Raw genomic sequence first — 21,968 nt, 5'->3', positions numbered from 1 at the left:
TCTCACTCCCGCACGGGCGGCGCGCGGGGGTGTGCGGAGGTTCGAAGTTAGCCGACGATCCCGAGGATGTCGGATTCCTTCATGATCAGCAGGTCTTCGCCGTCGACCTTGACTTCGGTGCCCGACCACTTGCCGAACAGGATGCGATCGCCCGCCTTGACGTCGAGCGGCGTGACCTTGCCGTCTTCGGCCTTGATGCCGGTACCGGCGGCGACGACCTCGCCCTCCTGCGGCTTTTCCTTGGCGGTATCGGGGATGATGATCCCACCGGCGGTCTTCTCCTCGGCCTCGACGCGGCGGACGAGAACGCGATCGTGCAACGGACGGAAGTTCATTGCGAAGTCCCTCTTCGGTTCTAAAGTGTTACAGATTTCTGGCACTCCCGCGGGGAGAGTGCCAACGCGGCGGATATGTGCCGCGAGGCCGGACCCGTCAAGAGAGTCGCGGCCGGCTTTTTTCGCCACGCCACGACCGGGCGCCGATCAAGGGCGTCCCGCCGCATGATGCGCCGCAGCAAACATATGTCACGTCCGGTGCATGGAGCGTTCGGACGGGTCGCCTATCTGATGGTCTCCTTTCCAACGATCCGGGAACGACCGATGCATCGCGACGACAAAAAGCGTTATCAGCCGAACTGGACGTCGGCCCTGGTCCTCGCCTTCGGGCTGCTCGCCCTGGCGTTTCTGGTGGCGATCGATCGCCCGGGCTGGTGGCAGATCAAGCCGGCAACCGGTACCGCCGCGGCCATGTCCTATGCGGCGGAGAAGCCGAGCAAGGGGTAAGGCCCTTCCACCGGCGAGGAAGCATCGTTCTGTATTGCGCCGATAATACGGGCGATTGCCTCCGGCCCGGCTCTGCTCTAGCTCTGGTCGTCACGAGAGCGAGGAGCAAGGTGTGAAGCTGGTTCGGGGTGCCTGGAAGCTGCTGGTGGCGATCAAGGACGGGTTGGTCCTGGTCGCGATGCTGCTGTTCTTCGGCCTGGTGTTCGCGGCGCTCAACGCCCGCCCGGGGTCGAAGCCGATCCGTGCCGGCGCACTGGTGCTCGATCTCGACGGGCCGATCGTCGAGCAGCCCGAGACGCCGAGCGTCACCGCCCTGCTGTCGGGCGGCGGCGAGAACGTGCCGCACCAATATCGGCTGCGCGACGTGGTGCGCAGCATCGATGCGGCGCGCGACGACGATCGCGTCAAGGCGCTGGTGCTCGATCTCGACCGGTTCGGCGGCGGCTATCCCGCCTCGCTCAACGAGGTGGCCGACGCGATCCGTCGCTTCCGCAGCGGCGGCAAGCCGGTCCTCGCTTATGCCACCGCCTATACCGATGCCGGCTACCGGCTGGCCGCCAATGCCAGCGAGGTCTGGGTCAATCCGCTCGGCGGCACGATCTTCACCGGGCCCGGCGGCAACGCGCTCTACTATAAGGGTCTGATCGACAAGCTCGGCGTCAACGTCCACGTTTACCGGGTCGGCAAGTTCAAGAGCTTCGTCGAACCCTATACCCGCACCGACCAGAGCCCGGAGGCCAAGGCGGCGAGCCAGGCGCTGTACGGATCGCTGTTCGGCCAGTGGCAGGAGGCGATCGCCAAGGCACGGCCGAAGGCGAACATCCACGCCTTCCTGAGCCAGCCCGATCAGCTGATCGTCGCGGCCGGCGGCGACATCGCCAAGGCGAACCTGAACGCCGGCATCGTCGACAAACTGGGCGACCGCGTCGCCTTCGGCCAGCGCATCGCGCAGATCGCCGGGGTCGATGCCAAGCGGCCGCTCGGCGCGTTCAACACGATCCGCTACGACAGCTGGGTCGACGCGCATCCGCTGGCGAAGACCGGCGACGCGATCGGCGTCGTCACCATCGCCGGCGACATCGTCGATGGCGAGGGCGGCCCGGGCAGCGCCCATGGCGACACGATCGCCAAGGCGATCCTCAACGGCCTCGCCAAGAAGGATCTGAAGGCGCTGGTGGTGCGCGTCGATTCGCCGGGCGGATCGGTGCTCGCCTCCGAGCGGATCCGGCTCGCGATCCTCGAGGCGAAGAAGAAGGGGCTGCCGGTCGTCGTGTCGATGGGCGGGCTGGCCGCCTCTGGCGGCTATTGGGTGTCGACGCCGGGCGACGTGATCTTCGCCGAACCGTCGACGATCACCGGCTCGATCGGCATCTTCGGCATCATCCCCAGTTTCGAGGCGAGCCTCGCCAAGATCGGCATCACCACCGACGGGGTGAAGACCACCGCCCTCTCCGGCCAGCCGGACGTGACCGGCGGCTTCAACCCGGTGCTCGACACGATCCTGCAGTCGGGGATCGAGAACGGCTATCGCAACTTCCTCGCCCGCGTCGCCCAGTCGCGCCACATGACGCCCGAGCGCGTCGACACGATCGCGCAGGGCCGGGTGTGGGACGGCGGCACGGCGCGGCAGATCAACCTGGTCGACCGGTTCGGCACGCTGAACGACGCGGTGGCGGAGGCGGCGCGCCGCGCCAAGCTCGACCCGACCAAGGTCCATGCCGAATATCTGGAAAAGCAGCCGGGCTTCGCCGCGACGCTCGCCGCGTCGCTCAACACCGGCGACGATGAGGACAGCCAGGCGGGCGGCGACGTGTTCGCCCGCGTCGCGAGCGAACGCCGCGCCACCTTCGCCCGCGCGCTCGGCGATGCGCGCCGGCTGGCGACCGGCGGTTCGGTACAGGCGCGCTGCCTGGAATGCGGCGGGCTGGCGCCGGTCGCCCCCGGCCGCGACGATGCGACGCTGGCCGGCCTCGTCATGGCGAAGTTCGGGATCGCCGGCTGGTGATCGCGCTGCGCGCCGCGACGCCGGAGGATGCCGGCGCGATCGCGGCCATCTATGCGCCGCACGTGCTCGCCGGCACCGTGTCGTTCGAGGAGGAGGCGCCCGATGCCCGCGCGATGCGCAGCCGGATGGCGGCGTCGCACGGCCTCTATCCCTGGATCGTCGCGGTGATGACCAATCCCGGCGACGCGGCGGAAGCGGGCGTGCTCGGCTATGCCTATGCCGCCGAATTCTCGCAGCGCCGCGCCTATCGCTGGGTGGTGGAGACGACGATCTACATGGCCGATGTCGCGCAGCGGCAGGGGATCGGCCGGCTGCTCTACGGCGGATTGATCGCAACGCTGCGCGAACAGGGCTTCACCCAGGCGATCGGCCGGATCGCCTTGCCCAACGAGCGCTCGATCGCCCTGCACGAGGCGGTCGGCTTCCGCCGCGCCGGCGTGTTCCGGGAGATCGGCTACAAGCACGGCCAATGGATCGACGTCGGCTATTGGCAGCACGAACTGACCGAACCGTCGGTGCCGCCGCGCGAGCCAAGGCCGTTCGCCGAGATCGGCGTGGTCAGGGGGTAAATGGCGACGGTTCTGGCGCGGCTCAACCACGCGGGGAGCCGGCAGACCGTCGTCATCATCGATCGCGCGATCGATCCGATTTGGCCCCTTGCATCCGGCGGCGCCACGCGGCACAGAGCGCGCATGACTTCGGCCATGATCCTGCGAATTACCGGGCGGCGACTTAGCGCCGGCGGTGTCGCCGTGTCTGCGCGTCGCCGCCAGCCGTAACGCCTCGCCGGTTCTTCGCCGCGCGCGTTTGCGCGGCCTTCGGACGGGGCCCTCATCCTCGCGCCGAAAGTCTTTCGATCATGACCGTTCCCATGCCGATGCGTGCCGCGTCGCCGTTCGTCGCCGTACAGTCCCCCGCCGCGCCGTCCCCCGCCCCCCGCCCGCGGCTGACGCTGGTCGGCGTCACCTCCGCCTGCCCCAGCGGGCTGATGCGCGTGCTTGACGCCGTGCTGGTCACCGGCGGCGTGCCGACCGAGATCAGCGTGCGCCGCGCCAGCGCCTCCTTCCGGTTCAGCGTCGTCGTCGCCGACAGCGACACCTCGCCGCAGCGGCTGCGCGACCGGGTGGCGCAGATCGTCGGCGTGCGCACCGTCGCCGCCGTCCCGGCCTGATCCTCGCCGGGCGGCTAGCGCCGGCCGCGATAGGCCGGCAGGCCGAGATGCCAGTGGATCGCCGCGGCGCGCAACGCGAAGCCCGCCGCCGCGGCGATGCCCGCAGCGACCGCGCGCGGCACGCCGAGCAGATCGAGCAGGACATAGCTCGCCGAGGCCAGCGCGGCGGCGGTGACATAGAGCTCCGGCCGCATCAGGATCGACGGCTCGCCTGCCAGCACGTCGCGGATGATGCCGCCGACGCAGGCGGTGACCACGCCCATCACCGCCGCAGGCACCGGCGGGATGCCATAGCCCAGGGCCTTGGCGGCGCCGTAGACGGCATAGGCGGCGAGGCCGATCGCGTCGAACCAGGCGAGCGCGTCGTCGCGCCACCAGCGTTCCGGCGTCACCCAGATCAGCGCGGATACCGCCAGGCATACCGTCGGCACGCGGGCATCGTGGACCCAGAAGACCGGTGCGCCGATCAACAGGTCGCGCACCGTCCCGCCGCCGACGCCGGTGATCAGGCCGAAGAAGGCGAGCGTCACCGCGGTCTGCCCCCGCTTCGCCGCGGCGAGCGCGCCCGAGGCGGCGAACACGCCGAGGCCGGCGATGTCGAACCAGGGCGCGAAGGCGGGCAGCAGCAGGGCGGTCGGCGTCAGCATCGCGACAGCGGTTAGCCCAGCCGCCGACATCGGCAAATGGTCATCCGACCCTGCCGCCGATGGCGACGACGACGACAGCGGCGGCGGCGATCAGAAGCGGTGGCCGATCACCAGATTGACCATCGGATTGATCGGGCTGCCGATCTGGTTGCGGTCGGCGCGGGTCTGGCGCGCGACATTGGCGACGTCGTTATAGGCGCGGCCCTGCATCGCCCCGACCTCGACCCCGACGCTGGTGTCGGTGTCGATCCGGTCGGTATAGCCCATCGTCACCGCGGGCGCGCGACGCATGCTGGTCTTCATCCCCGGCAGGTTGAGCCGGCGCTGGCTGGGCAGCAGGCCGCGCATCGCCACGTCGGACGGGCCGAGCGCGCGCGGATTGAACACGCGCGTGCCGGCCGACAGGTGAAAGCCGTGATCGCCGGCGGGGAAGAAGTCGACCATCTGACCGGTGATCCGCGAGTGGACCCGGTCGCGCGCGCTGCCGCCGCTATTCTCGACGGTGACGCGCATCGACAGCGTGCGGCTGAGGCGGGCGTTGCGTTCGACCCGGCCGCCCACCGCATTGGGCACCAGCGACAGATTGAGCGCGCCGCGCGCTGCGGGCGCAGGCGCCGGCAGGATGGTGGGCAGCGGCGTCGATGCCGTCGTCGGCGCGACCTGCGCCCCGGCCGCCCCGGCCGTGCCCCCAACGATCAGCCCCGCGATCCACCCCAAGCGCCGCATGTGCTCTCCCAGCCACAGCGTTGAATTCCCCGCTCCTCGTCCCCACGAGGAGCATTGTGCTGCATATCATCAGACGGCGCGGCGGCGATCAAGGCACAATTGCGGCAAGGATAAGATGCGACGAACCGTTTCGAAACGTCGCCGACATGTTGCATCCGGGAAATGCTGGCCAAGGATGAGGGAGGACGCTAAGGCCGCCGCCTTCCCTTCTATCAGATCAGAGCTCCATCCATGGGTTTCCGCTGCGGCATCGTGGGCCTGCCCAACGTCGGCAAGTCCACCCTCTTCAACGCGCTGACCGAAACGGCCGCGGCGCAGGCGGCGAACTATCCGTTCTGCACGATCGAGCCCAACGTCGGCAACGTCGCGGTGCCCGACCCGCGGCTGTACGAGCTGGCGCGGATCGCCGGATCGGCCAAGATCATCGAGACGCAGCTCGCCTTCGTCGACATCGCCGGGCTGGTCCGCGGCGCGTCGAAGGGCGAGGGCCTGGGCAACCAGTTCCTCGGCAACATCCGCGAGGTCGACGCGATCGTCCACGTGCTGCGCTGTTTCGAGGATGGCGACGTGACGCACGTGGAGGGCAAGGTCGATCCGATCGCCGATGCCGAGACGGTCGAGACCGAGCTGATGCTGTCCGACCTGGAAAGCCTGGAAAAGCGCGTCCCCGCCCTGATCAAGAAGGGGCAGCAGGGCGACAAGGAGGCGAAGATCGGCGCCGCGGTGCTCGGCCAGGCGCTCGAGCTGTTGCGCGAGGGCAAGCCGGCGCGGCTGACCCAGCCCAAGGATGCCGAGGAAGAGCGCGTCTTCGCCCAGGCGCAGCTGATCACCGCCAAGCCCGTGCTCTACGTCTGCAACGTCGAGGAAGCGAATGCCGCCACCGGCAACGCCCATTCGGCGCGCGTGTTCGAGAAGGCGGCGGCCGAAGGCGCGGAGGCGGTGGTCGTCTCCGCGGCGATCGAGGCCGATATCGCGACCATGGCGGCGGAGGATCGCGGCGAGTTCCTGAACGAATTGGGCCTGACCGAGACCGGCCTCGGCCGCGTCATCCGCGCCGGCTACAAGCTGCTCCACCTGCTCACCTTCTTCACCGTCGGGCCGAAGGAGGCGCGCGCCTGGACCGTCCATGCCGGCGCCAAGGCGCCGCAGGCGGCCGGCGAAATCCACACCGACTTCGAGCGCGGCTTCATCCGGGCCGAGACGATCGCCTATGACGACTACGTCAAGTTCAACGGCGAAGCCGGCGCGCGCGACGCCGGCAAGCTCCGCCAGGAAGGCAAGGACTACGTCGTCCATGACGGCGACGTGATGCTGTTCCGCTTCAACGTGTGAGGCGGTGACGGCGGCGGCGGGACGGGATAGCATGAGGCCATGCTGATTCTGCTCGCGCTTGCCGCCCAAGGCACCGACACCGCCCCCGCCCCCCTGTCCGACCCGGCGACCTGGTTCCCCGCCAGCGCCTATCCGGCGGATGGGCCCCGCGATGCCGGCCCGGTGTCGGCGTCGCTGGCGATCGATCCGATGGGCCGCATCATCGGCTGTCGCATCGTGAAAACGAGCGGCGTCGCGACGGTCGATCGCGCGACCTGCGAATGGGCGCATCGCAACGTCCGCTTCGCCCCGGCCCGTCATGCCGGCCAGCCGGTCGCGGGCACCTACGATCTCGATGCGATCCGCTGGACGACGGCGCGCTGACATCCCGATCGGCCGGCGCGGGCCGCCTGACCTGACCAGCGGCGTCGCAGCGATACGGCCAATCGTCCGCCGTGCGATCGGCGGGATCACCGCCCTGCCCGCGATCCGGCAATATATCCCGCCGCGTGACGGGGAGCGCGATCTGGGCTACCGTCCGCCCGTGCTGATCCGCCTGATCCTCGCGCTCCTGCTGGCCGCTTTCACGCTGCCGAATGCGGCGACCGCGGCCTGTCACGACACGATGGCGCCGGGGGCGGCGGCGCATGCGATGCCGATGTCGCACCCGGCGCCGCGGCAGGAGGCGGTGGCGGTCCATGGCTGTATCGGCTGCATCCCGCCGAGCGATTGGTGGCGGGCGCCGATCGTCGCGCCGGTGCCGGCGCCGCAGCCGCTGCTAGCCGCCACGATCCGCCCGCTCGATCTCGGCCGCGCCGCTCCGCCGGCGCTACCGCCGCCGCGCATCGCCTGAGAACGCAGGGGTCGACGCCCCTGCTTCCCCGTTCGAACGCGCGAAGAGAGATTCGATGACCAGTTATCTGTTGCTCGCGGCCCTGGCCGCGGGCCCGACTGTGCCGGCGACGGCGCAGGATCACGCCATGTCCGGCATGACGATGCCAATGCCACCGGCCAAGGACGCGGCGACGCCGCCCCCACCGCCCCACCATCAGGCCCATCCGAGCATGCGGCGACCGCCGGCGCCAGCGGGCCGTGACATGTCCGGCATGGATCACGGGCAGATGGACCAGGGCGGCATGGACCAGGCGGGCATGGCCGACGGCGCCATGACGATGCCCGCCTTCACCGCTCCCACCGCCTGGCAGGCGGCAGCCGTCGCCGCCTCTGCCAAGGCACCCGCCGGTGCGCCGCCGGCGACGATGACGATGGGCGCCGGCGGCGGCTGGTATCAGATGGGCAGCGGCACGGCGCGGCTGCCGGCGGGCGAAGGGCCGATGCGCGGCGCGATGATCCATGCCGGCGACTGGATGCTGATGGCGCACGGCTATGCCTGGGGCGTGGCGACCGAGCAGGGCGGCCCGCGCGGCGGCGGCGACGCCTTCGTCGGATCGATGGCGATGCTGATGGCGGACCGCGACCTGGGCGATAGGCTCCACCTGCAGCTGCGGGCGATGGGCAGCCTGGAGCCGGCGATGGGGCCACAGGGCTATCGCAACCTGTTCGCCACCGGCGAGGTGGCGGACGGACGGCCGCTGGTCGATCGCCAGCATCCGCACGATCTGTTCATGGAGCTGTCGGCCCGGCTGGACGCGCGAATGGGCGGCGACGCCACCGCCTTCGTCTATGCCGCGCCGGTCGGCGAACCGGCACTGGGACCGAGCGCCTTCATGCACCGCGCCTCGGCCCGCTATCTGCCGATGGCGCCGATCACCCACCATTGGTTCGATTCGACGCACATCACCTATGGCGTGATCACCGCCGGCTATGCCGGGCCGCGCGTGCAATTGGAGGCCTCCGCCTTCCGCGGGCGCGAGCCGGACGAGCGTCGCTGGGACATCGAACGGCCGAAGCTCGATTCGTGGAGCGTGCGCGGCAGCTGGACGCCATCGCCGTTCTGGGCCGTGCAGGTGAGCCACGGCCGGCTGGAGAGTCCGGAGGAGCAGCATCCCGGCGAGGACGAAGCGCGCACCACCGCCAGCATCGGCTATGCGCGCGGCGGGCTGGCGGTCACCGCCGCCTGGGCGCGCAAGCGGCGCCTGCCCGCCGATGGCACGGCCGGGCCGGTGCTGACCGCCTGGCTGGGCGAGGCGACGTGGGAGATCGACCGCCACCATGCGATCTTCGGCCGGATCGAGAATGTCGCCAACGACGAGCTGTTTCCCGCCCTGACCGACCCGCGCCACGATATCGCCTATCGCGTCACCAAGGCGGAGGGCGGCTATGCCTATCGCCTGCCGATCGCCGGCCCGTTCGGGGTCGCGCTCGGCGGCACGGTGGCGGTCTATGGCCGGCCGCGGGCGATCGCCGATGCCTATGGCAGTCCGGTCAGTGGTACGCTGTTCGCCAAGCTGGCATTGGGGTTGTAGCGCCCGGCACCATCCGAGGGAGCGCTTTCCCCGGTTACTCATAATGGCTAAGGCCCCGTAAGCAGTTAGCTTTTCGGATGGTCCCGCCGTGAGAACGCTTTCCCTCGCCGCCCTGTTGCTCTCGCTGGCGGGATGCGGCCTGCCCGTCACCCCGCCGGCGCTGGCGCCCGCCTCCCGCCCCGCGCCGCCGGCCATGGCCGCGGTGCCGAACGCCCCGGCCGCCCGACCGGCCGGGATGACGATGGCGGCGGATGCGCCGGTCACCATCCTCGTGTCGATCGACGGCTTCCGGCCCGACTATCTGACGCGCGGCGTCACGCCCAATCTCAATCGGCTCGCCGCCGGCGGGGTCAGCGCCTCAATGCGCCCGTCCTTCCCCTCGGTCACCTTTCCCAACCACTGGACGCTGGTGACCGGCAAGGTGCCGGATCACAACGGCATCGTCTCCAACAAGATGGAGGATCCGCGGCGGCCCGGCCAGACCTTCACCATGGCGAACGACGATCCCTTCTGGTGGGACGAGGCGGAGCCGATCTGGGTCACTGCCGAGAAAGCGGGCGTGCGCACCGCGACGATGTTCTGGCCGGGCGCCAACGTCGGCTGGGGCGGCACGCCGTCGCCGCACGGCCATGGCCTGATCGACGGCGCGACCCGGCCGGAGGACTGGCAGCAGTTCAACCAGGCGGTGACGCCGACCCAGCGGGTCGATGCGGTGATCGACTGGCTGCGCCGCCCCGCCGCGACGCGGCCGCGTTTCGTCACGCTCTATTTCGACACGGTCGATACCGCCGGCCACGCCAACGGCCCCTACGCGCCGGAGACGACGCAGGCGGTGGCGACGATCGACGCGCAGATCGGCCGCCTGGTCGCCGGTCTCGGCGCGCTGCACCAGCGTGCCAATCTGGTGATCGTCGCCGATCACGGCATGGCCGCGACCGACACGGCCCGCGTCGTCGCGATAGATCGCATCGCCGATCCCGCCGATTATCGCCTGTTCGATACGGGGCCGTTCGCGACGCTCTACCCCGTGCCCGGACACGAGGCGGCGCTGGCGGCGGCGCTGCTGAAGACACACGATCATCTGACCTGCTGGCGCAAGCAGGACATACCGGCCCGGCTGAACTACGGCACCAACCCGCGTATCCCGCCCTATGTCTGCCTGGCGGACGATGGCTGGCTGGTGCTCAAGTCGGCGCCGACCGAGGCCGTCCACGGCGGCATGCACGGCTATGACAACCGCGTCCCCGACATGGCGGCCTTGTTCATCGCCAACGGCCCCGCCTTCGCCGCGGGGCAGCGGCTGGCGCCGTTCGACAACACATCGATCGCGCCGCTGCTGCGCGACCTGATCGGCCTGCCCGCCGGCACGGGGCTCGACGGCACCGACGCGCCGTTCCAAAAGGTGCTCAGACGATAGGAGCGGGCGGGATATGCGCTATTTCGAGGATGTGGCGGTCGGCGACGTCGCCCGGTTCGGCGATTATGCGGTGACGCGCGACGAGGTGATCGACTTCGCACGCAAATACGATCCGCAGCCTTTCCACCTGTCCGACGAGGCTGCGGCGCAAACGCATTTCGGCCGGCTCGCCGCAAGCGGCTGGCACACGTGCGCGATGACCATGGCGATGCTGGTCGCGCATATGCACGAGGAGGGCCATGCCAGCCTGGGATCGCCGGGGATCGACGAACTGCGCTGGCTACGCCCCGTCTATCCTGGCGACCGGCTGCGATGCGAGACCGAGGTGCTCGACACGCGGCCGTCGGCGAGCCGTCCCGAGATGGGGATCGTGCGGAGCCGGATGCGCGTTCTCAACCAGGACGATGTGGTCGTGATGACCTTCGAGTCCAACGGCATGATGCGCACCCGGCCGGCGCAGGGCTGACCGTCAGCGGCGGCCGTGCCAGCCGCCATGGCCGCCACCGCCGCGGTTGCCGCCGCCCCAGCCGCGACCGCCGCCGCCCCAGTTCCGCCCGCCGCCGGTGCCGCGTGGCGTCACCGTTCCCGGCGTCGTCGCCTGGGGCTGTGCCTGCGGGGTGCCGGAGAAGTTGCGGCGCCCGTCCCAGCCGCCGGGCCGGCCGCCATTCCAGCCGCGGCCGTCGCCGCCCGGCCGGCCATTGAAGCCGCGCCAGTCGCTCTGGAAATTGCGATCACCGCGCCATTGGCCGCGACGGCCCTCCCAATAGCGGCGCTGGCCATCGTTCCAACGATAGGGGCGGCGGTAGCGGTCGTAGACGTAGACGCCGGTGCCGGGATAATAATAGTCGCCGTACCAGCCATAGTAGCTCGGATAGCCGTATCCGTAGCCGCCATAGCCGTACGGATCGCCGTAGCCGTCGTAATAGCCGGTGCCATAGCCGACGGAGACGCCGCTATAGCCATAGCCGTCGGTGCAGGCGGCGGTGCCGAGGCCGGCGCCGAGGATCAGGCCGAGGAGGCCGAGACGCTTGAGGATCATGATGCTCTCCCAATACGCGGGCGCGAGCTGAATGGCCGATACGCGCCGATCGTCGTAAAACGAGGGCGGATCATCGCTGGTTCCGGCTGAATGGTTACTGAAGCGTTGCAGATCGGGACGCGACCGTGCGCCCTTAGTGGCCGGGGAAGGCGAACAGCGCGTCGACGCGCACGCCGTCCGCGGCCAGCGCCGCGGCGCCGCCGAGATCGGGCAAGTCGATGACGAACTGCGCCTGCTCGACCGAGGCCCCGGCCTTGCGCAACAGCCGGATCGCCGCGCGCGCGGTGCCGCCGGTGGCGATCAGATCGTCGACCAGCAGCACGCGCTGGCCCGGCACCAGCGCATCCTCGTGCATCGCGATCCGGTCCTGGCCATATTCCAACGCATAATCCTCGGCGATGGTCGCACCGGGCAACTTACCGTCCTTGCGGATCAGCAGCACGCCGGCCTTGAGCGGCACCGCCAGCGCCGCGGCGAACAGGAAACCGCGCGCCTCGATCCCGGCGACGAGGTCGACCGGGCCGAGCGTGGCCGCCGCCATCCGCTTCACCGTCTCGGCGAGACCGTGCGGATCGAGCAGCAAGGTGGTGATGTCGCGGAACTGGATGCCGGGCTTGGGGAAGTCCGGGATGGTGCGGATCAGCGCCTTGAGGTCGTCGTTCATGGCCGCCGCTGTCGCGTGCGGCGATGGCGGGGTCAATGGGGTGGCGTCACCCGCCCTTTCCTTCGTCATCCCGGCGCACGCCGGGACCCATGGTTACGGGCGGCCGGTGGTGTCGCGCCATCGCTTCGCCACCGCATCCATGGGTCCCGGCATGCGCCGGGATGACGACAAAGGGAGGCCGACCTGTCCCAAACAAAAAGGGCGGGCGACGCCGTCCGCGCCCCCCGCCCCTTGCATCCACCCGCCCGTCAGGCGGCCGGCATCAATGTTTCACGTCGCGCCAGACGTTCTGATAGGCACCCCAGGCCAGCACGATGAAGATGCCGATGAAGATGATCGCGGCCAGACCGGCGGCGTGGCGTGCCTCGAGGTTCGGCTCGGCGGTCCAGGTCAGGAAGGCGGCGACGTCGCGCGCCATCTGGTCCTTGGTCGCCTTGGTGCCGTCCGAATAGGTCACCTGCCCGTCCTGGGTCAGCGGCGGCGGCATCGCGATGTTGAGGTTGGCGAAATAGGGGTTGTAGTGCAGCCCCTTGGGCGTCGTGAAATCCGGGAATTCGCGCTTCAGCGCGGGCGACGGCGTGGCATAGCCGGTGATCAGGGCATGGACGTAGTTCGGCCCATCCTCCCGCGCCTTGGTCATCAGCGACAGGTCGGGCGGCAGCGCATTGTTGTTCGCGGCGCGCGCGGCGACCTCGTTGGCGAAGGGCGACGGGAAACGATCCGACGGCAGGTTCTTGCGCGTCGCGGGCTCGCCCGTCTCCGCATTCACGCTCGGCTGTTCGATCTGCCACTGGTTGGCGATCGCCTTCACCTCGGCTTCCGAATAACCGATCTTGGTGAGATCGCGGAAGGAGACGAACTTCAGGCTGTGGCAGGCCGAGCAGACCTCCTTGTAGACCTGGAAGCCGCGCTGCAGCTGGCGGTTGTCGAACTTCCCGAACAAGCCGGCGGACGGCAGGTGGATGTTCTCCGGATGCAGGTGGAAGACCTTTTCGGGGCCTTCCTTGGCCGGTTCGGTGATCGCGGTCTTGACCGTGCCGAACAGCGCGATCGCCAGCACGAAGACGAACGCCGCGCCGACTAGGGATGAAATGAGACGGACCATGTGTTCTGTTCCCCCTAGGCCGGATCAGGCCTGCGCCGCGCTGTGCGCGATGCTGGTGCCGCCGTGCTTCGCCAGCACCGCCTCGGTGATCGAATTGGGCAGCGGGCGCGGGCGTTCCGAACGGGCGACCCACGGCAGGATGATGAGGAAGTGCGCGAAATAATAGGCCGCGGCGATCTGCCCCATGATGACGTTGCGCGCGATCGGCTCGGCGCCGCCGACATAGCCGAGCACCAGAACGTCGAGCAGCAGGATGCCGAGGAAGATGCGGTATTTCGGGCGGTAGTTGGCCGACCGCACCGGCGACGAATCGAGCCACGGCAGGAAGAACAGCAGCAGGATCGAGCCGAACATCGCCAGCACGCCCCACAGCTTGGCCGGCAGGATGAAGTCGGCGGTGAAGCTCTTGAGGATCGCGTAGAACGGCAGGAAGTACCATTCGGGCACGATATGCGCCGGGGTCGAGAGCGGGTTCGCCTCGATGTAATTGTCCGGGTGGCCGAGCAGGTTCGGGCTGAAGAAGATGAACAGCGCGAAGATCAGCAGGAAGACGCCGAGCCCGAAGCCGTCCTTCGCGGTGTAATAGGGGTGGAAGGGCACGGTGTCCTGCTCGTCCTTCACCTCGACGCCGGTCGGATTGTTCGAGCCGGGGATGTGCAGCGCCCAGATGTGCAGCATGATCACGCCCGCGATCACGAACGGCAGCAGATAGTGGAGCGAGAAGAAGCGGTTGAGCGCGGCGTTGTCCGGCGCGAAGCCGCCCAGCAGCCAGACGCGGATGGTCTCGCCGACCAGCGGGATCGCCGAGAAGAAGCCGGTGATCACCTGCGCGCCCCAGAAGCTCATCTGGCCCCAGGGAAGGACGTAGCCCATGAAGGCGGTCGCCATCATCAGCAGGAAGATGACGACGCCGAGCAGCCACACCATCTCGCGCGGCGCCTTGTACGAGCCGTAGTAAAGGCCGCGGCCGATGTGGATGTAGACGACGGCGAGGAACATCGACGCGCCGTTGGCGTGCGCATAGCGCAGGAACCAGCCGGCGTTGACGTCGCGCATGATGCTTTCGACCGAGCCGAAGGCGACGCCGGCATTGGCGGCATAATGCATCGCCAGCACGATGCCGGTGACGATCTGGATCGCCAGCGCGGCGCCGGCGAGCACGCCGAAGTTCCAGAAATAATTGAGGTTGCGCGGCACCGGATAGCCCGCACCGACGGCATTGTAGACGAGGCGCGGCAGCGGCAGCTTCTCGTCCAGCCAGCGCATCAGCGGCTGTTTCGGTTCGTAATGCTTGGCCCAGGGAAAGCTCATGTCTCGGTTCTCCCTCAGCTGGCCGCGCCGACCGTGACGGTCGTGTCGGTGTCGAATTTGTAATCGGGCACGACGAGGTTCTTCGGCGCCGGTCCCTGGCGGATGCGCGCCGCGGTGTCATAGGCCGAACCGTGGCACGGGCAGAAATAGCCCCCGAACGGGCCTCGGTTCTCGCCTTCGCCCGCGCCCAGCGGCACGCAGCCGAGATGGGTGCAGACGCCCAGCGTGATCAGCCAATTCTCCTTGCCCGCCTTGGTCCGCTCGGCGAGCGTCTGCGGATCGCGCAGCGTCTTGATGTCGACCTTGTTCGCCTCGGCGATTTCCGCGGGCGTCAGGTTGCGCACGAACAAAGGCTGTTTGCGGAACTGCGCCTTGATCGCCTGGCCGGGCGCGATCTTCGAAATGTCGATCTCGGTCGTCGACTGGGCGAGCACGTCGGCCGACGGGTTCATCTGGTTGATCAGCGGCAGGACGATCGCGACGGCGCCGACGCCGGCGAAGGACACGGCGGCGATGTTGATGAAGTCGCGGCGACGGGGATCGGCGACCTCCTCGTGGAACGGCTCCGGCGATTCACCGGGAGGCACCATGCTGTCAGTCGCCATGCGTCTCTCACCCTAACCGTCTTTATTGCGGAGAAGTCATCCCTGCTGTTCCGTGCGGAACCCGCGGAAGTGATGCCCCCGTCCGTGCCTTGCCATCCCCTTGGCAGGCCGATCGGGTGATAGACGGCGCGTGCGCGCTTTGCCAACAGGCTTTTTGCGCGAACCGCCGGTGGCAGGCGCCGCATCTCCGTCGGGACGGTTCCGGCCGGCGGCGATTCGCCCTATCGCGGCGCGATGCGCATCGCCCTGTTCGAACCCGATATCGCCGGCAATGTCGGCACGTTGATCCGCCTCGGCGCCTGCATGGGGATCGGCATCGACCTGATCGAACCGATGGGCTTTCCGTTCGGCGACCGGGCGATGGCGCGTGCCGGGATGGACTATGTCGCCCAGGCGGAGGTGCGCCGCCACGCCGACTTCCCGGCCTTTCTCGCCGCCGCGGCGGGACGGATCGTCTTGCTGACCACGGCCGGGGCGACGCCGCTGCCGGCGATGACCTTCCTGCCCGACGACATCTTGTTGCTGGGCAGCGAGGGCGCCGGCGTTCCCCCGCACGTCCATGCCCGCGCCGATGCGCGCGTGCGCGTGCCGATGCGCACAGGCGTGCGTTCGCTCAACGTCGCGATCGCCGGCGCCATCGTGCTGGGCGAGGCGCTGCGCCAGACCAATAGCTGGCCGAGCCCCGACAACTTTCCAACAAGCATCTGATAATCAATGTAAATCAAAACGATCGGGAGGCATTGGCGCTAGCAGCGGTAGACTGTCCGTCCGGAACCGCACACTTGCTCGATCACCTGCCGACCCACCGCCTCCACGAATTCACCACGCTCACCCCCGGCGAGGTGGAGCAGATCCGCGCGCTCGGCGAGCCGCCGGTCCGTCTGCCGCGGCATGGCATCGTCCGCCGCGAAGGTGAGCCGGCGCATGCCCTGTGGCTGCTGATCGACGGATGGGTCGCCTCCTCGATGCTGTTGCCCGACGGCGAACGGCAGATCGTCAAATTGCACCTGCCTGGTGACATGCTCGGTACCGCGAGCCTCAGCCTGACCCACGCCGCCGACACGCTGACGGCGCTGACCGCGATCACGATCAGCCGCGTGCCCGCCGCCGCATTTGGCCAGTTGTTCATGGCGAACCCGCGCTTCGCCGCCTGCATGTTTTTGAGCGCGCAGCGCGAGCGGGTATCGCTGATGGACCGGCTGGCCGTGATCGGCCGCACTTCGGCGGTGCAGCGGCTGGCGGCGTTGCTGCTCGACCTCAGCACGCGGCTGGCGTCGGCGGGCGGCGCCTCGGCCGAGACGTTCGAGATGCCGGTGACGCAGGAACAGATCGGCGACTATCTGGGCCTGACCGGAGTCCATGTGAACCGTATGATCCGTCAATTGGAGAGCGAGGGCGTCATCGTCCGTACCCGGCAGCGCATCACCATCGCGGAACTGGACCGGCTGCGGCGCATCGCCGCCGCCCATGACCGTGACACAATACGCGATCCCGAGTGGCTGGCGAGCGTTCCCCCCGGCGTGTAACCTTCTGCGCCACCACCGCGGCTTCAATTCCCGCCGCCACTTGCCTAAAGCCCGGCCCATGATCGCACTCGACGAGCAGCAGATGGCCGCGCGCCAATGGTTCGAAGCCCTGCGGACGCGGATCTGCGCCGAGTTCGAGGCGATCGAGCGCGAGGCCGGATCCGACGCCGCCTTCGACTATATCGCCTGGGACCGAGCCGATCCGTCGGGTGAGCCCGGCGGCGGCGGCGTGCGCGGCGTGATGAAGGGTCGCGTCTTCGAGAAGGTCGGGGTCAACGTCTCTACCGTCGGCGGCACCTTCGAAAGCGAGTTCGGCAAGACGATCCACGGCGCCGGTGACGATCCGCGCTTCTTCGCGACGGGCATCAGCCTGGTCGCGCACATGGCCAATCCGCATGTCCCGGCGGTCCATATGAACACCCGCTTCCTGGTAACCACCAAGCGCTGGTTCGGCGGCGGTGCCGACCTCAACCCACCGCTTCCCTATGCGGAGGACACCGAGGCATTCCATGCCACGCTGAAGACCGCCTGCGATGCGCATGATCCGGCCTATTATCCGCGCTTCAAGGCCTGGGCCGACGACTATTTCTACATTCCCCATCGCGGCGTGCATCGCGGCGTGGGCGGTATCTTCTACGATCATCTGGAAGGCGGGTTCGACGCCGATTTCGCCTTCACCCGCGCGGTCGGCGAGGCGTTCCTGGCGATCTATCCGCGCATCGTCCGGCGGCGCATGGGCCTGCCGTTCGATGCGGAACAGCTGGCGACGCAGCGCGCCTGGCGGGGACGCTATGCCGAATTCAACCTCGTCTACGATCGCGGCACGCTGTTCGGGCTCAAGACCGGCGGCAATGTCGACGCGATCCTGATGAGCCTGCCGCCGGTCGCGACATGGGATTGACGCCGGTCGCGCCGGATCAGCTGGCGACGGTGGTCACCACGCTGGAGATGCCGGCGCGGCCGCCGCTGCGCCCGCTTCCTGCCTCGCCGCTGCGGCTGATCGGCTGGCCGGCGCCCGATCCGGCCCGCTATCGCCTGCTGTTCGCGCGGGTCGGCGGGCCGTGGCTGTGGTATTCGCGGCTGGCGATGGACGATGCGACGCTGACCGCGACCATCCACGATCCGCAGGTAGCGGTGTTCGCAGCGGTCGATCCGCAAGGGATCGAAGTCGGCATGGTCGAGCTCGACTTCCGCGCCGCCGGGATCTGCGAATTGTCCTATTTCGGGTTGGTGCCGGAGCTGGCCGGCAAGGGCCACGGCCGGTGGATGATGGCGGAGGCGATGGCTCGCGCCTGGCGGCCGGGGATCGGCAAGGTGTGGGTGCGTACCTGCACGCTGGATCATCCGTCCGCGCTCAATTTCTATCGCGCGCAAGGCTTCGTCGCGGTGTCGCGGACGATCGAGACCTTCCCTGATCCGCGTGCGCTCGGCCTGCTGCCGGCGAGCGCGGCGCCGCACATCCCCTATCTGGCGACGGCCAGCCGGCGATAGGCGGCGACCGCGATCATCGCGCCGCCGAGTTGCGCGGCGGTGGCGACCGCCGCCGCAAGTGCATCGACCATCGCCACGGCGATCGGCTGCCCCTGCGCACCCTCGCCGAGGTAGGTGGCGAACATCAGGAACGGCTGCCCCGCCAGCATCGCGGCGAGATAGAGGAAGGCGGTAGCGCCGAGCAGCGCGAGTTGCGCGCGGCGGGTCCGCCGCCACGAGCGGCCGACCGCGGCGAGCGCGCCGACCGGCGCCTCCGCGACCAGGATCGGTCCGGCGAGCAGGAACCGGCTCATCAGCCACAGGCCGGGCAGCAGCACCAGCCACAGGCCGGCGCCGGACGGGATGGCGACGACCAGCATCGCCAGCAGGAATCGGGGGAACAGCCGCAGCGTGCGCAGCAATCCCTGTCCGACCGTCGGCCGGGCGGAGTCGAGCAACAGCACGTAGAGCAGTGCGATGCCGAAATAGGTGGCGAGATAGGCTAGGGTGCAGCCAAGGCCATAGTCGCCCATCCACCCGTCGACCGCGGTCATCCAGCTCTGCGCCCGCGCCTGCGCGTCGGCGATGGTGGCGTCGGGCATCGGAAAGGGCGCGACGAGCAGCACCAGTGCGTAACTGGGCACGAACAGGAACAGGCCCGCCGCGCGCAGCAGCAAATCGGCGTCGCGGCGGAACAAGGCCCAGGCGTCGGTCAGCAGGCCGGCGAAGCTCGGGCCGGCGGCAGGCGTCGTCATGCGGCAGGCCGGGCGCGGCGGACGAGCGCCACGTACAGCTGGGCGGTGAAGACGATGGCGATGACGCTGAACACGGTCGACACGGCCGCGCCGACGACCGCGACCAGGAAGGCGACGACATTGAGCGCCCCTGCCCCCAGCGCCAGCCGGAAGACGGTGCCGACCACCGCCTGCGCCGCCCAGGTCGCGATCAGCAGCACGATCCCCCAGAGCAGCAGCACGCCGACGATCCGCCAGGTATGGCGGCGGGTCAGCCGCCAGGCTTCGGCGATCGCGCCGATGCCGCGGCGTTCGTTGACCACCACGGCATAGAGCGGAACCAGCCGCGCACCGACGAACAGGATCACCAGTCCCAGCACCACGAGGTAGAGCGACAGGCCGATCGCCGTGCCGGGTGCCATGGTGACCGGCTGCGGCGCACCGGCGGGTGCGGTGAAGTCGAAGCCGGCTTGGATCGCGAGCACCGCCGGCGGCAACGCGAGCACGGTCAGCACCGCGACCAACAGCGCGGCGATCCCCAGCGCCGGCAGGAAACGCGCGGTGGCGAGACGGCGCGCGTCCGCCGCTTGCGTGGCCGGGTCGCTTGCTGCGGCGATCAGCGCCAATTGGCCCCACAGCGAGATCAGCGCGATGACGATGGCCAGCAGTCCGCCAACCAGCGCCGCAGCCGGCCCGGCCGCCGTGCCGGGCACCGGCGCCGTCGCCAGCGCCCACAAGGCGCGCAGCACCGCCGGCACGAACAGCGTCGGTATCGCGATGCCGGCAAGCATGCCGCCGCGCCCCGACAGCACCTCGGTGCTGCGGTCCCACACATTGCTCATCTTGACCATCACGCGTCCCCGCATTGCCTGCCCTGCCGCGCGGCCTAGCCTAAGCCGCGCGGCTTGACCATCGCACCGGCTTGCATCGCGTCGCATCGATCCCCATGCGTGACGGATCATGACCGACGACACGATGGCCGCCGCGCCCGCCGGCCTGCACGATATCGAATGGCGGGTGAGCCCCGGCCTGACCCCCTATGCCGAGGCGCTCGCCGAGATGGAGGCGCGGGCCACCGCAGTCGCCGCGGGCGAGGCGCGCGAACTGATCTGGCTGCTCGAGCATCCGCCGGTCTATACCGCCGGCACCAGCGCCGATCCCGCCGAGATGATCGACCCGCGCTTCCCGGTCCATGCCACCGGCCGCGGCGGCAAATATACCTATCACGGGCCGGGTCAGCGGATCGGCTACCTCGTCCTCGACCTCAACAAGCGCGGACGCGACGTGCGCTGCTTCGTTCACGGCGTCGAAGGCTGGGTAATCGCGGCGCTGGCGCAGCTCGGCGTCACCGCCTTCCGCGCGGAAGGCCGCGTCGGTATCTGGACGCGCGACGGGGCGGCGCCGGGCGAGCCGGAGGCGAAGATCGGTGCCATCGGCGTGCGCGTGCGGCGTTGGGTGACGCTGCACGGCTTCGCGGTCAACGTCGCGCCCGACCTGACCCATTTCGGCGGGATCGTGCCGTGCGGCCTGCCCGACTATCCGGTCACCAGCCTCGCCGCGCTCGACCGGCCTATCCCCATGGAAACCTTTGACGCCGCGCTGGCGTTGAGCGCCCGGTCGTTCCTCGAAACTCTTTCTTGTCCCCTATAAAACGAGGGTTGAGAGGCAGGCATTATACGACTAATGTCCACTGTGATTTGGGTATTAGGGGCCAGCAAGCCGTCCAAATCCTCTATCTAGGGAGCTTCCAATGCGTGCAATCATCTCCAAGGTCCTGACCGGCTCGCTGATCGCCGGCGCCGCGCTCGCCGTGTCGGCTTGCGGCCCGAAGACGGAGACCACCACCGAGAACACGATGGTCACCGACATGAACAGCACTGACGACATGGGCACCATGTCGGACAACATGACCGCCGTCGACGGTTCGATGAACGGTGGCATGATGGCCAACGACACGATGATGTCGAACGACACCATGATGTCGAACGACACGTCGGCGACCACGACCAACGCGATGTAATAACCCGCAAGGGTTCGTTACACGTACGAAACGGCCGTCCGGGCAACCGGGCGGCCTTTTCTTTTGGTTCCAGCGGCGAAACTCGGCTTGGCGACCGCCTGACCCGGTTCGTCGCCTCGGATCGTCGCAAATAGTAAATGGGGGATTGGGGAAGCCTGCGGATTCCTGTATTTGGCGTGCCATAACAGACCCGCTTCGGGAGGAACCCTTAGTCATGACCCAGTTGCGTATTGCGCTGGCGCTCGGCGGCGCGGCACTGGCCGCGATGCTGGCGACGCCTGCTTCTGCCCAATTCTTCCTGCGCTCGCACGATTTCCGCACGGACACGCTGAAGGGCGATCCCACCGGGATCAGCGAAGCGCTGCCCGGCGCCACCGATGCCGAAAAGCGCGCGATCGTCGCGTGGAACATGCGCGCCGCGCTCAACGCCGCTGCGTTGCAGTGCCAATTCGAGCCGACCTTGCTGACCCCGCAGAACTACAATGCCATCCTGACCGATCATAAGGCGGAGCTGGACGGCGTGTGGACGACGCTGACCAAATATTTCGCGCGCAACAACAAGACGCCCAAGGCCGGGCTCGCCGCGCTCGACCAGTTCGGCACGCGCCTCTATTCCGGCTTCTCGGCGGTGCCGGGCAAGATCGGCTTCTGTCAGACGGCGAGCGTGTTGGGCCGTGACGCCACCTTCGTGCCGCGCGGCGGCTTCACCGATTTCGCCACCCAGCATCTGCCGGAACTGCGCGCCAGCCTGGTGCCCTATGGCGAGCAGCATTTCTCGCGCATCCTCGGCCGGGACTATTCGTCCAAGCCGCGGTTCGACCCGATCTGCTGGAACAAGAAGGGCGACTGGGTCGTGAAGAAGTGCGGCGCCTTCAACTGGCCGCCCGCCGCCGTATCGACCAGCACGATCGCGACCAGTGCGGCCCCCGCCGCCGCGCAGACCGCGCTGCGCTGACGCCATGCCGCCGGCGGGCCCGTTCCGCCGGCGCACGGTCTACGGGCTGCTGCG

The 21,968-nt window shown here is 69.0% G+C and carries 28 protein-coding genes; 18 read left to right on the top strand and 10 right to left on the bottom strand.

What is annotated here, in order from left to right:
* Window positions 1–47: 47 nt before the first annotated feature.
* Window positions 48–335, bottom strand: coding sequence for a co-chaperone GroES (gene groES, locus D9601_RS15795; protein ID WP_198355047.1), 288 nt, complete (start codon window positions 333–335; stop codon window positions 48–50).
* Window positions 336–500: 165 nt separating this feature from the next.
* On the opposite strand from groES, the gene D9601_RS19880 reads away from it, so the two are divergent.
* The 5 genes from D9601_RS19880 (at window position 501) to D9601_RS15770 (ending at window position 3,958) form a co-directional block, all read left to right on the top strand.
* The gene (locus D9601_RS19880) at window positions 501–782 is read left to right on the top strand and encodes a hypothetical protein (protein WP_232474292.1); all 282 of its coding nucleotides are present in this window, start codon (window positions 501–503) and stop codon (window positions 780–782) included.
* 112 nt (window positions 783–894) lie between these two features.
* Entirely contained in the window at window positions 895–2,787 is a 1,893-nt protein-coding gene (gene sppA, locus D9601_RS15785) for a signal peptide peptidase SppA (protein ID WP_198355045.1), read from the top strand.
* A complete protein-coding gene (locus D9601_RS15780) occupies window positions 2,784–3,356 on the top strand; it encodes a GNAT family N-acetyltransferase (RefSeq protein ID WP_198355043.1) in 573 nt (190 codons plus the stop codon). The genes sppA and D9601_RS15780 overlap by 4 nt, the downstream gene beginning before the upstream one ends.
* Window positions 3,357–3,566: a hypothetical protein gene (locus tag D9601_RS15775; protein ID WP_198355041.1), complete on the top strand. Its 210-nt coding sequence runs from the start codon at window positions 3,357–3,359 to the stop codon at window positions 3,564–3,566.
* 80 nt (window positions 3,567–3,646) lie between these two features.
* The gene (locus D9601_RS15770; protein ID WP_198355039.1) at window positions 3,647–3,958 is read left to right on the top strand and encodes a hypothetical protein; all 312 of its coding nucleotides are present in this window, start codon (window positions 3,647–3,649) and stop codon (window positions 3,956–3,958) included.
* A gap of 14 nt (window positions 3,959–3,972) precedes the next feature.
* On the opposite strand, the gene D9601_RS15765 is transcribed toward D9601_RS15770, so the two are convergent.
* Together D9601_RS15765 and D9601_RS15760 are read right to left on the bottom strand one after the other, a co-directional pair.
* Window positions 3,973–4,605, bottom strand: coding sequence for a trimeric intracellular cation channel family protein (locus tag D9601_RS15765; protein WP_198355038.1), 633 nt, complete (start codon window positions 4,603–4,605; stop codon window positions 3,973–3,975).
* A 90-nt stretch (window positions 4,606–4,695) separates the two neighbouring features.
* On the bottom strand, window positions 4,696–5,331 hold the full coding sequence (locus D9601_RS15760; RefSeq protein WP_198355036.1) for a hypothetical protein: 636 nt from the start codon (window positions 5,329–5,331) through the stop codon (window positions 4,696–4,698).
* 231 nt (window positions 5,332–5,562) lie between these two features.
* Here D9601_RS15760 and ychF point away from each other — a divergent pair, with 231 nt between their 5' ends.
* The 6 genes from ychF (at window position 5,563) to D9601_RS15730 (ending at window position 10,951) form a co-directional block, all read left to right on the top strand.
* Complete coding sequence (gene ychF, locus D9601_RS15755; RefSeq protein ID WP_198355034.1) at window positions 5,563–6,663, top strand: redox-regulated ATPase YchF; 1,101 nt, start codon at window positions 5,563–5,565, stop codon at window positions 6,661–6,663.
* Window positions 6,664–6,702: 39 nt separating this feature from the next.
* Window positions 6,703–7,026: an energy transducer TonB gene (locus tag D9601_RS15750; protein ID WP_198355032.1), complete on the top strand. Its 324-nt coding sequence runs from the start codon at window positions 6,703–6,705 to the stop codon at window positions 7,024–7,026.
* On the top strand, window positions 6,998–7,495 hold the full coding sequence (locus D9601_RS15745; RefSeq protein WP_198355031.1) for a hypothetical protein: 498 nt from the start codon (window positions 6,998–7,000) through the stop codon (window positions 7,493–7,495). The genes D9601_RS15750 and D9601_RS15745 overlap by 29 nt, the downstream gene beginning before the upstream one ends.
* Window positions 7,496–7,550: 55 nt before the next feature.
* Window positions 7,551–9,068 carry a hypothetical protein gene (locus D9601_RS15740; RefSeq protein WP_232474291.1) on the top strand — a complete coding sequence of 506 codons (1,518 nt, stop codon included), beginning with the start codon at window positions 7,551–7,553 and terminating at the stop codon, window positions 9,066–9,068.
* A gap of 193 nt (window positions 9,069–9,261) precedes the next feature.
* On the top strand, window positions 9,262–10,485 hold the full coding sequence (locus D9601_RS15735) for an alkaline phosphatase family protein (protein ID WP_198355200.1): 1,224 nt from the start codon (window positions 9,262–9,264) through the stop codon (window positions 10,483–10,485).
* Window positions 10,486–10,498: 13 nt separating this feature from the next.
* Window positions 10,499–10,951, top strand: a complete 453-nt coding sequence (locus D9601_RS15730) for a MaoC family dehydratase (RefSeq protein ID WP_198355030.1) — start codon at window positions 10,499–10,501, stop codon at window positions 10,949–10,951.
* A 3-nt stretch (window positions 10,952–10,954) separates the two neighbouring features.
* Here D9601_RS15730 and D9601_RS15725 read toward each other — a convergent pair whose 3' ends face one another.
* The 5 genes from D9601_RS15725 to petA form a co-directional block, all read right to left on the bottom strand.
* Window positions 10,955–11,524, bottom strand: a complete 570-nt coding sequence (locus D9601_RS15725) for a hypothetical protein (protein WP_198355029.1) — start codon at window positions 11,522–11,524, stop codon at window positions 10,955–10,957.
* Window positions 11,525–11,657: 133 nt separating this feature from the next.
* Window positions 11,658–12,188: an adenine phosphoribosyltransferase gene (locus D9601_RS15720; RefSeq protein WP_198355028.1), complete on the bottom strand. Its 531-nt coding sequence runs from the start codon at window positions 12,186–12,188 to the stop codon at window positions 11,658–11,660.
* Window positions 12,189–12,450: 262 nt separating this feature from the next.
* Window positions 12,451–13,293, bottom strand: coding sequence for a cytochrome c1 (locus tag D9601_RS15715; RefSeq protein ID WP_198355027.1), 843 nt, complete (start codon window positions 13,291–13,293; stop codon window positions 12,451–12,453).
* 24 nt (window positions 13,294–13,317) lie between these two features.
* Window positions 13,318–14,604, bottom strand: coding sequence for a cytochrome b (locus tag D9601_RS15710; RefSeq protein ID WP_198355025.1), 1,287 nt, complete (start codon window positions 14,602–14,604; stop codon window positions 13,318–13,320).
* Window positions 14,605–14,618: 14 nt separating this feature from the next.
* Window positions 14,619–15,194 carry a ubiquinol-cytochrome c reductase iron-sulfur subunit gene (petA, locus tag D9601_RS15705; RefSeq protein WP_198355199.1) on the bottom strand — a complete coding sequence of 192 codons (576 nt, stop codon included), beginning with the start codon at window positions 15,192–15,194 and terminating at the stop codon, window positions 14,619–14,621.
* A 249-nt stretch (window positions 15,195–15,443) separates the two neighbouring features.
* Between petA and D9601_RS15700 the strand changes: the two genes are divergently transcribed.
* The 4 genes from D9601_RS15700 (at window position 15,444) to D9601_RS15685 (ending at window position 18,226) form a co-directional block, all read left to right on the top strand.
* A complete protein-coding gene (locus D9601_RS15700) occupies window positions 15,444–15,917 on the top strand; it encodes a tRNA (cytidine(34)-2'-O)-methyltransferase (RefSeq protein ID WP_198355023.1) in 474 nt (157 codons plus the stop codon).
* A 74-nt stretch (window positions 15,918–15,991) separates the two neighbouring features.
* A complete protein-coding gene (locus tag D9601_RS15695; RefSeq protein WP_198355021.1) occupies window positions 15,992–16,735 on the top strand; it encodes a Crp/Fnr family transcriptional regulator in 744 nt (247 codons plus the stop codon).
* Window positions 16,736–16,793: 58 nt separating this feature from the next.
* Window positions 16,794–17,636, top strand: coding sequence for an oxygen-dependent coproporphyrinogen oxidase (gene hemF / locus D9601_RS15690; RefSeq protein ID WP_198355019.1), 843 nt, complete (start codon window positions 16,794–16,796; stop codon window positions 17,634–17,636).
* Entirely contained in the window at window positions 17,627–18,226 is a 600-nt protein-coding gene (locus tag D9601_RS15685; RefSeq protein WP_198355018.1) for a GNAT family N-acetyltransferase, read from the top strand. The genes hemF and D9601_RS15685 overlap by 10 nt, the downstream gene beginning before the upstream one ends.
* Here D9601_RS15685 and D9601_RS15680 read toward each other — a convergent pair.
* Both D9601_RS15680 and D9601_RS15675 read right to left on the bottom strand, forming a co-directional pair.
* A complete protein-coding gene (locus tag D9601_RS15680) occupies window positions 18,199–18,960 on the bottom strand; it encodes a hypothetical protein (RefSeq protein WP_232474290.1) in 762 nt (253 codons plus the stop codon). The genes D9601_RS15685 and D9601_RS15680 overlap by 28 nt on opposite strands.
* Window positions 18,957–19,790 carry a hypothetical protein gene (locus tag D9601_RS15675; protein ID WP_198355197.1) on the bottom strand — a complete coding sequence of 278 codons (834 nt, stop codon included), beginning with the start codon at window positions 19,788–19,790 and terminating at the stop codon, window positions 18,957–18,959. The genes D9601_RS15680 and D9601_RS15675 overlap by 4 nt, the downstream gene beginning before the upstream one ends.
* Before the next feature lie 109 nt (window positions 19,791–19,899).
* On the opposite strand from D9601_RS15675, the gene lipB reads away from it, so the two are divergent.
* The 3 genes from lipB (at window position 19,900) to D9601_RS15660 (ending at window position 21,914) form a co-directional block, all read left to right on the top strand.
* Window positions 19,900–20,589: a lipoyl(octanoyl) transferase LipB gene (gene lipB / locus D9601_RS15670; RefSeq protein ID WP_232474289.1), complete on the top strand. Its 690-nt coding sequence runs from the start codon at window positions 19,900–19,902 to the stop codon at window positions 20,587–20,589.
* 100 nt (window positions 20,590–20,689) lie between these two features.
* Entirely contained in the window at window positions 20,690–20,959 is a 270-nt protein-coding gene (locus D9601_RS15665; RefSeq protein WP_198355016.1) for a hypothetical protein, read from the top strand.
* A 214-nt stretch (window positions 20,960–21,173) separates the two neighbouring features.
* Window positions 21,174–21,914, top strand: a complete 741-nt coding sequence (locus D9601_RS15660; RefSeq protein ID WP_198355014.1) for a hypothetical protein — start codon at window positions 21,174–21,176, stop codon at window positions 21,912–21,914.
* Window positions 21,915–21,968: the final 54 nt, after the last annotated feature.

It is taken from the genome of Sphingomonas sp. MA1305, from assembly GCF_016107325.1.
Lineage (GTDB): Bacteria > Pseudomonadota > Alphaproteobacteria > Sphingomonadales > Sphingomonadaceae > Sphingomonas.
The sequence above is the reverse complement of the archived record's forward strand: the minus strand, read 5'-3'. Positions and strand labels throughout refer to the sequence as shown.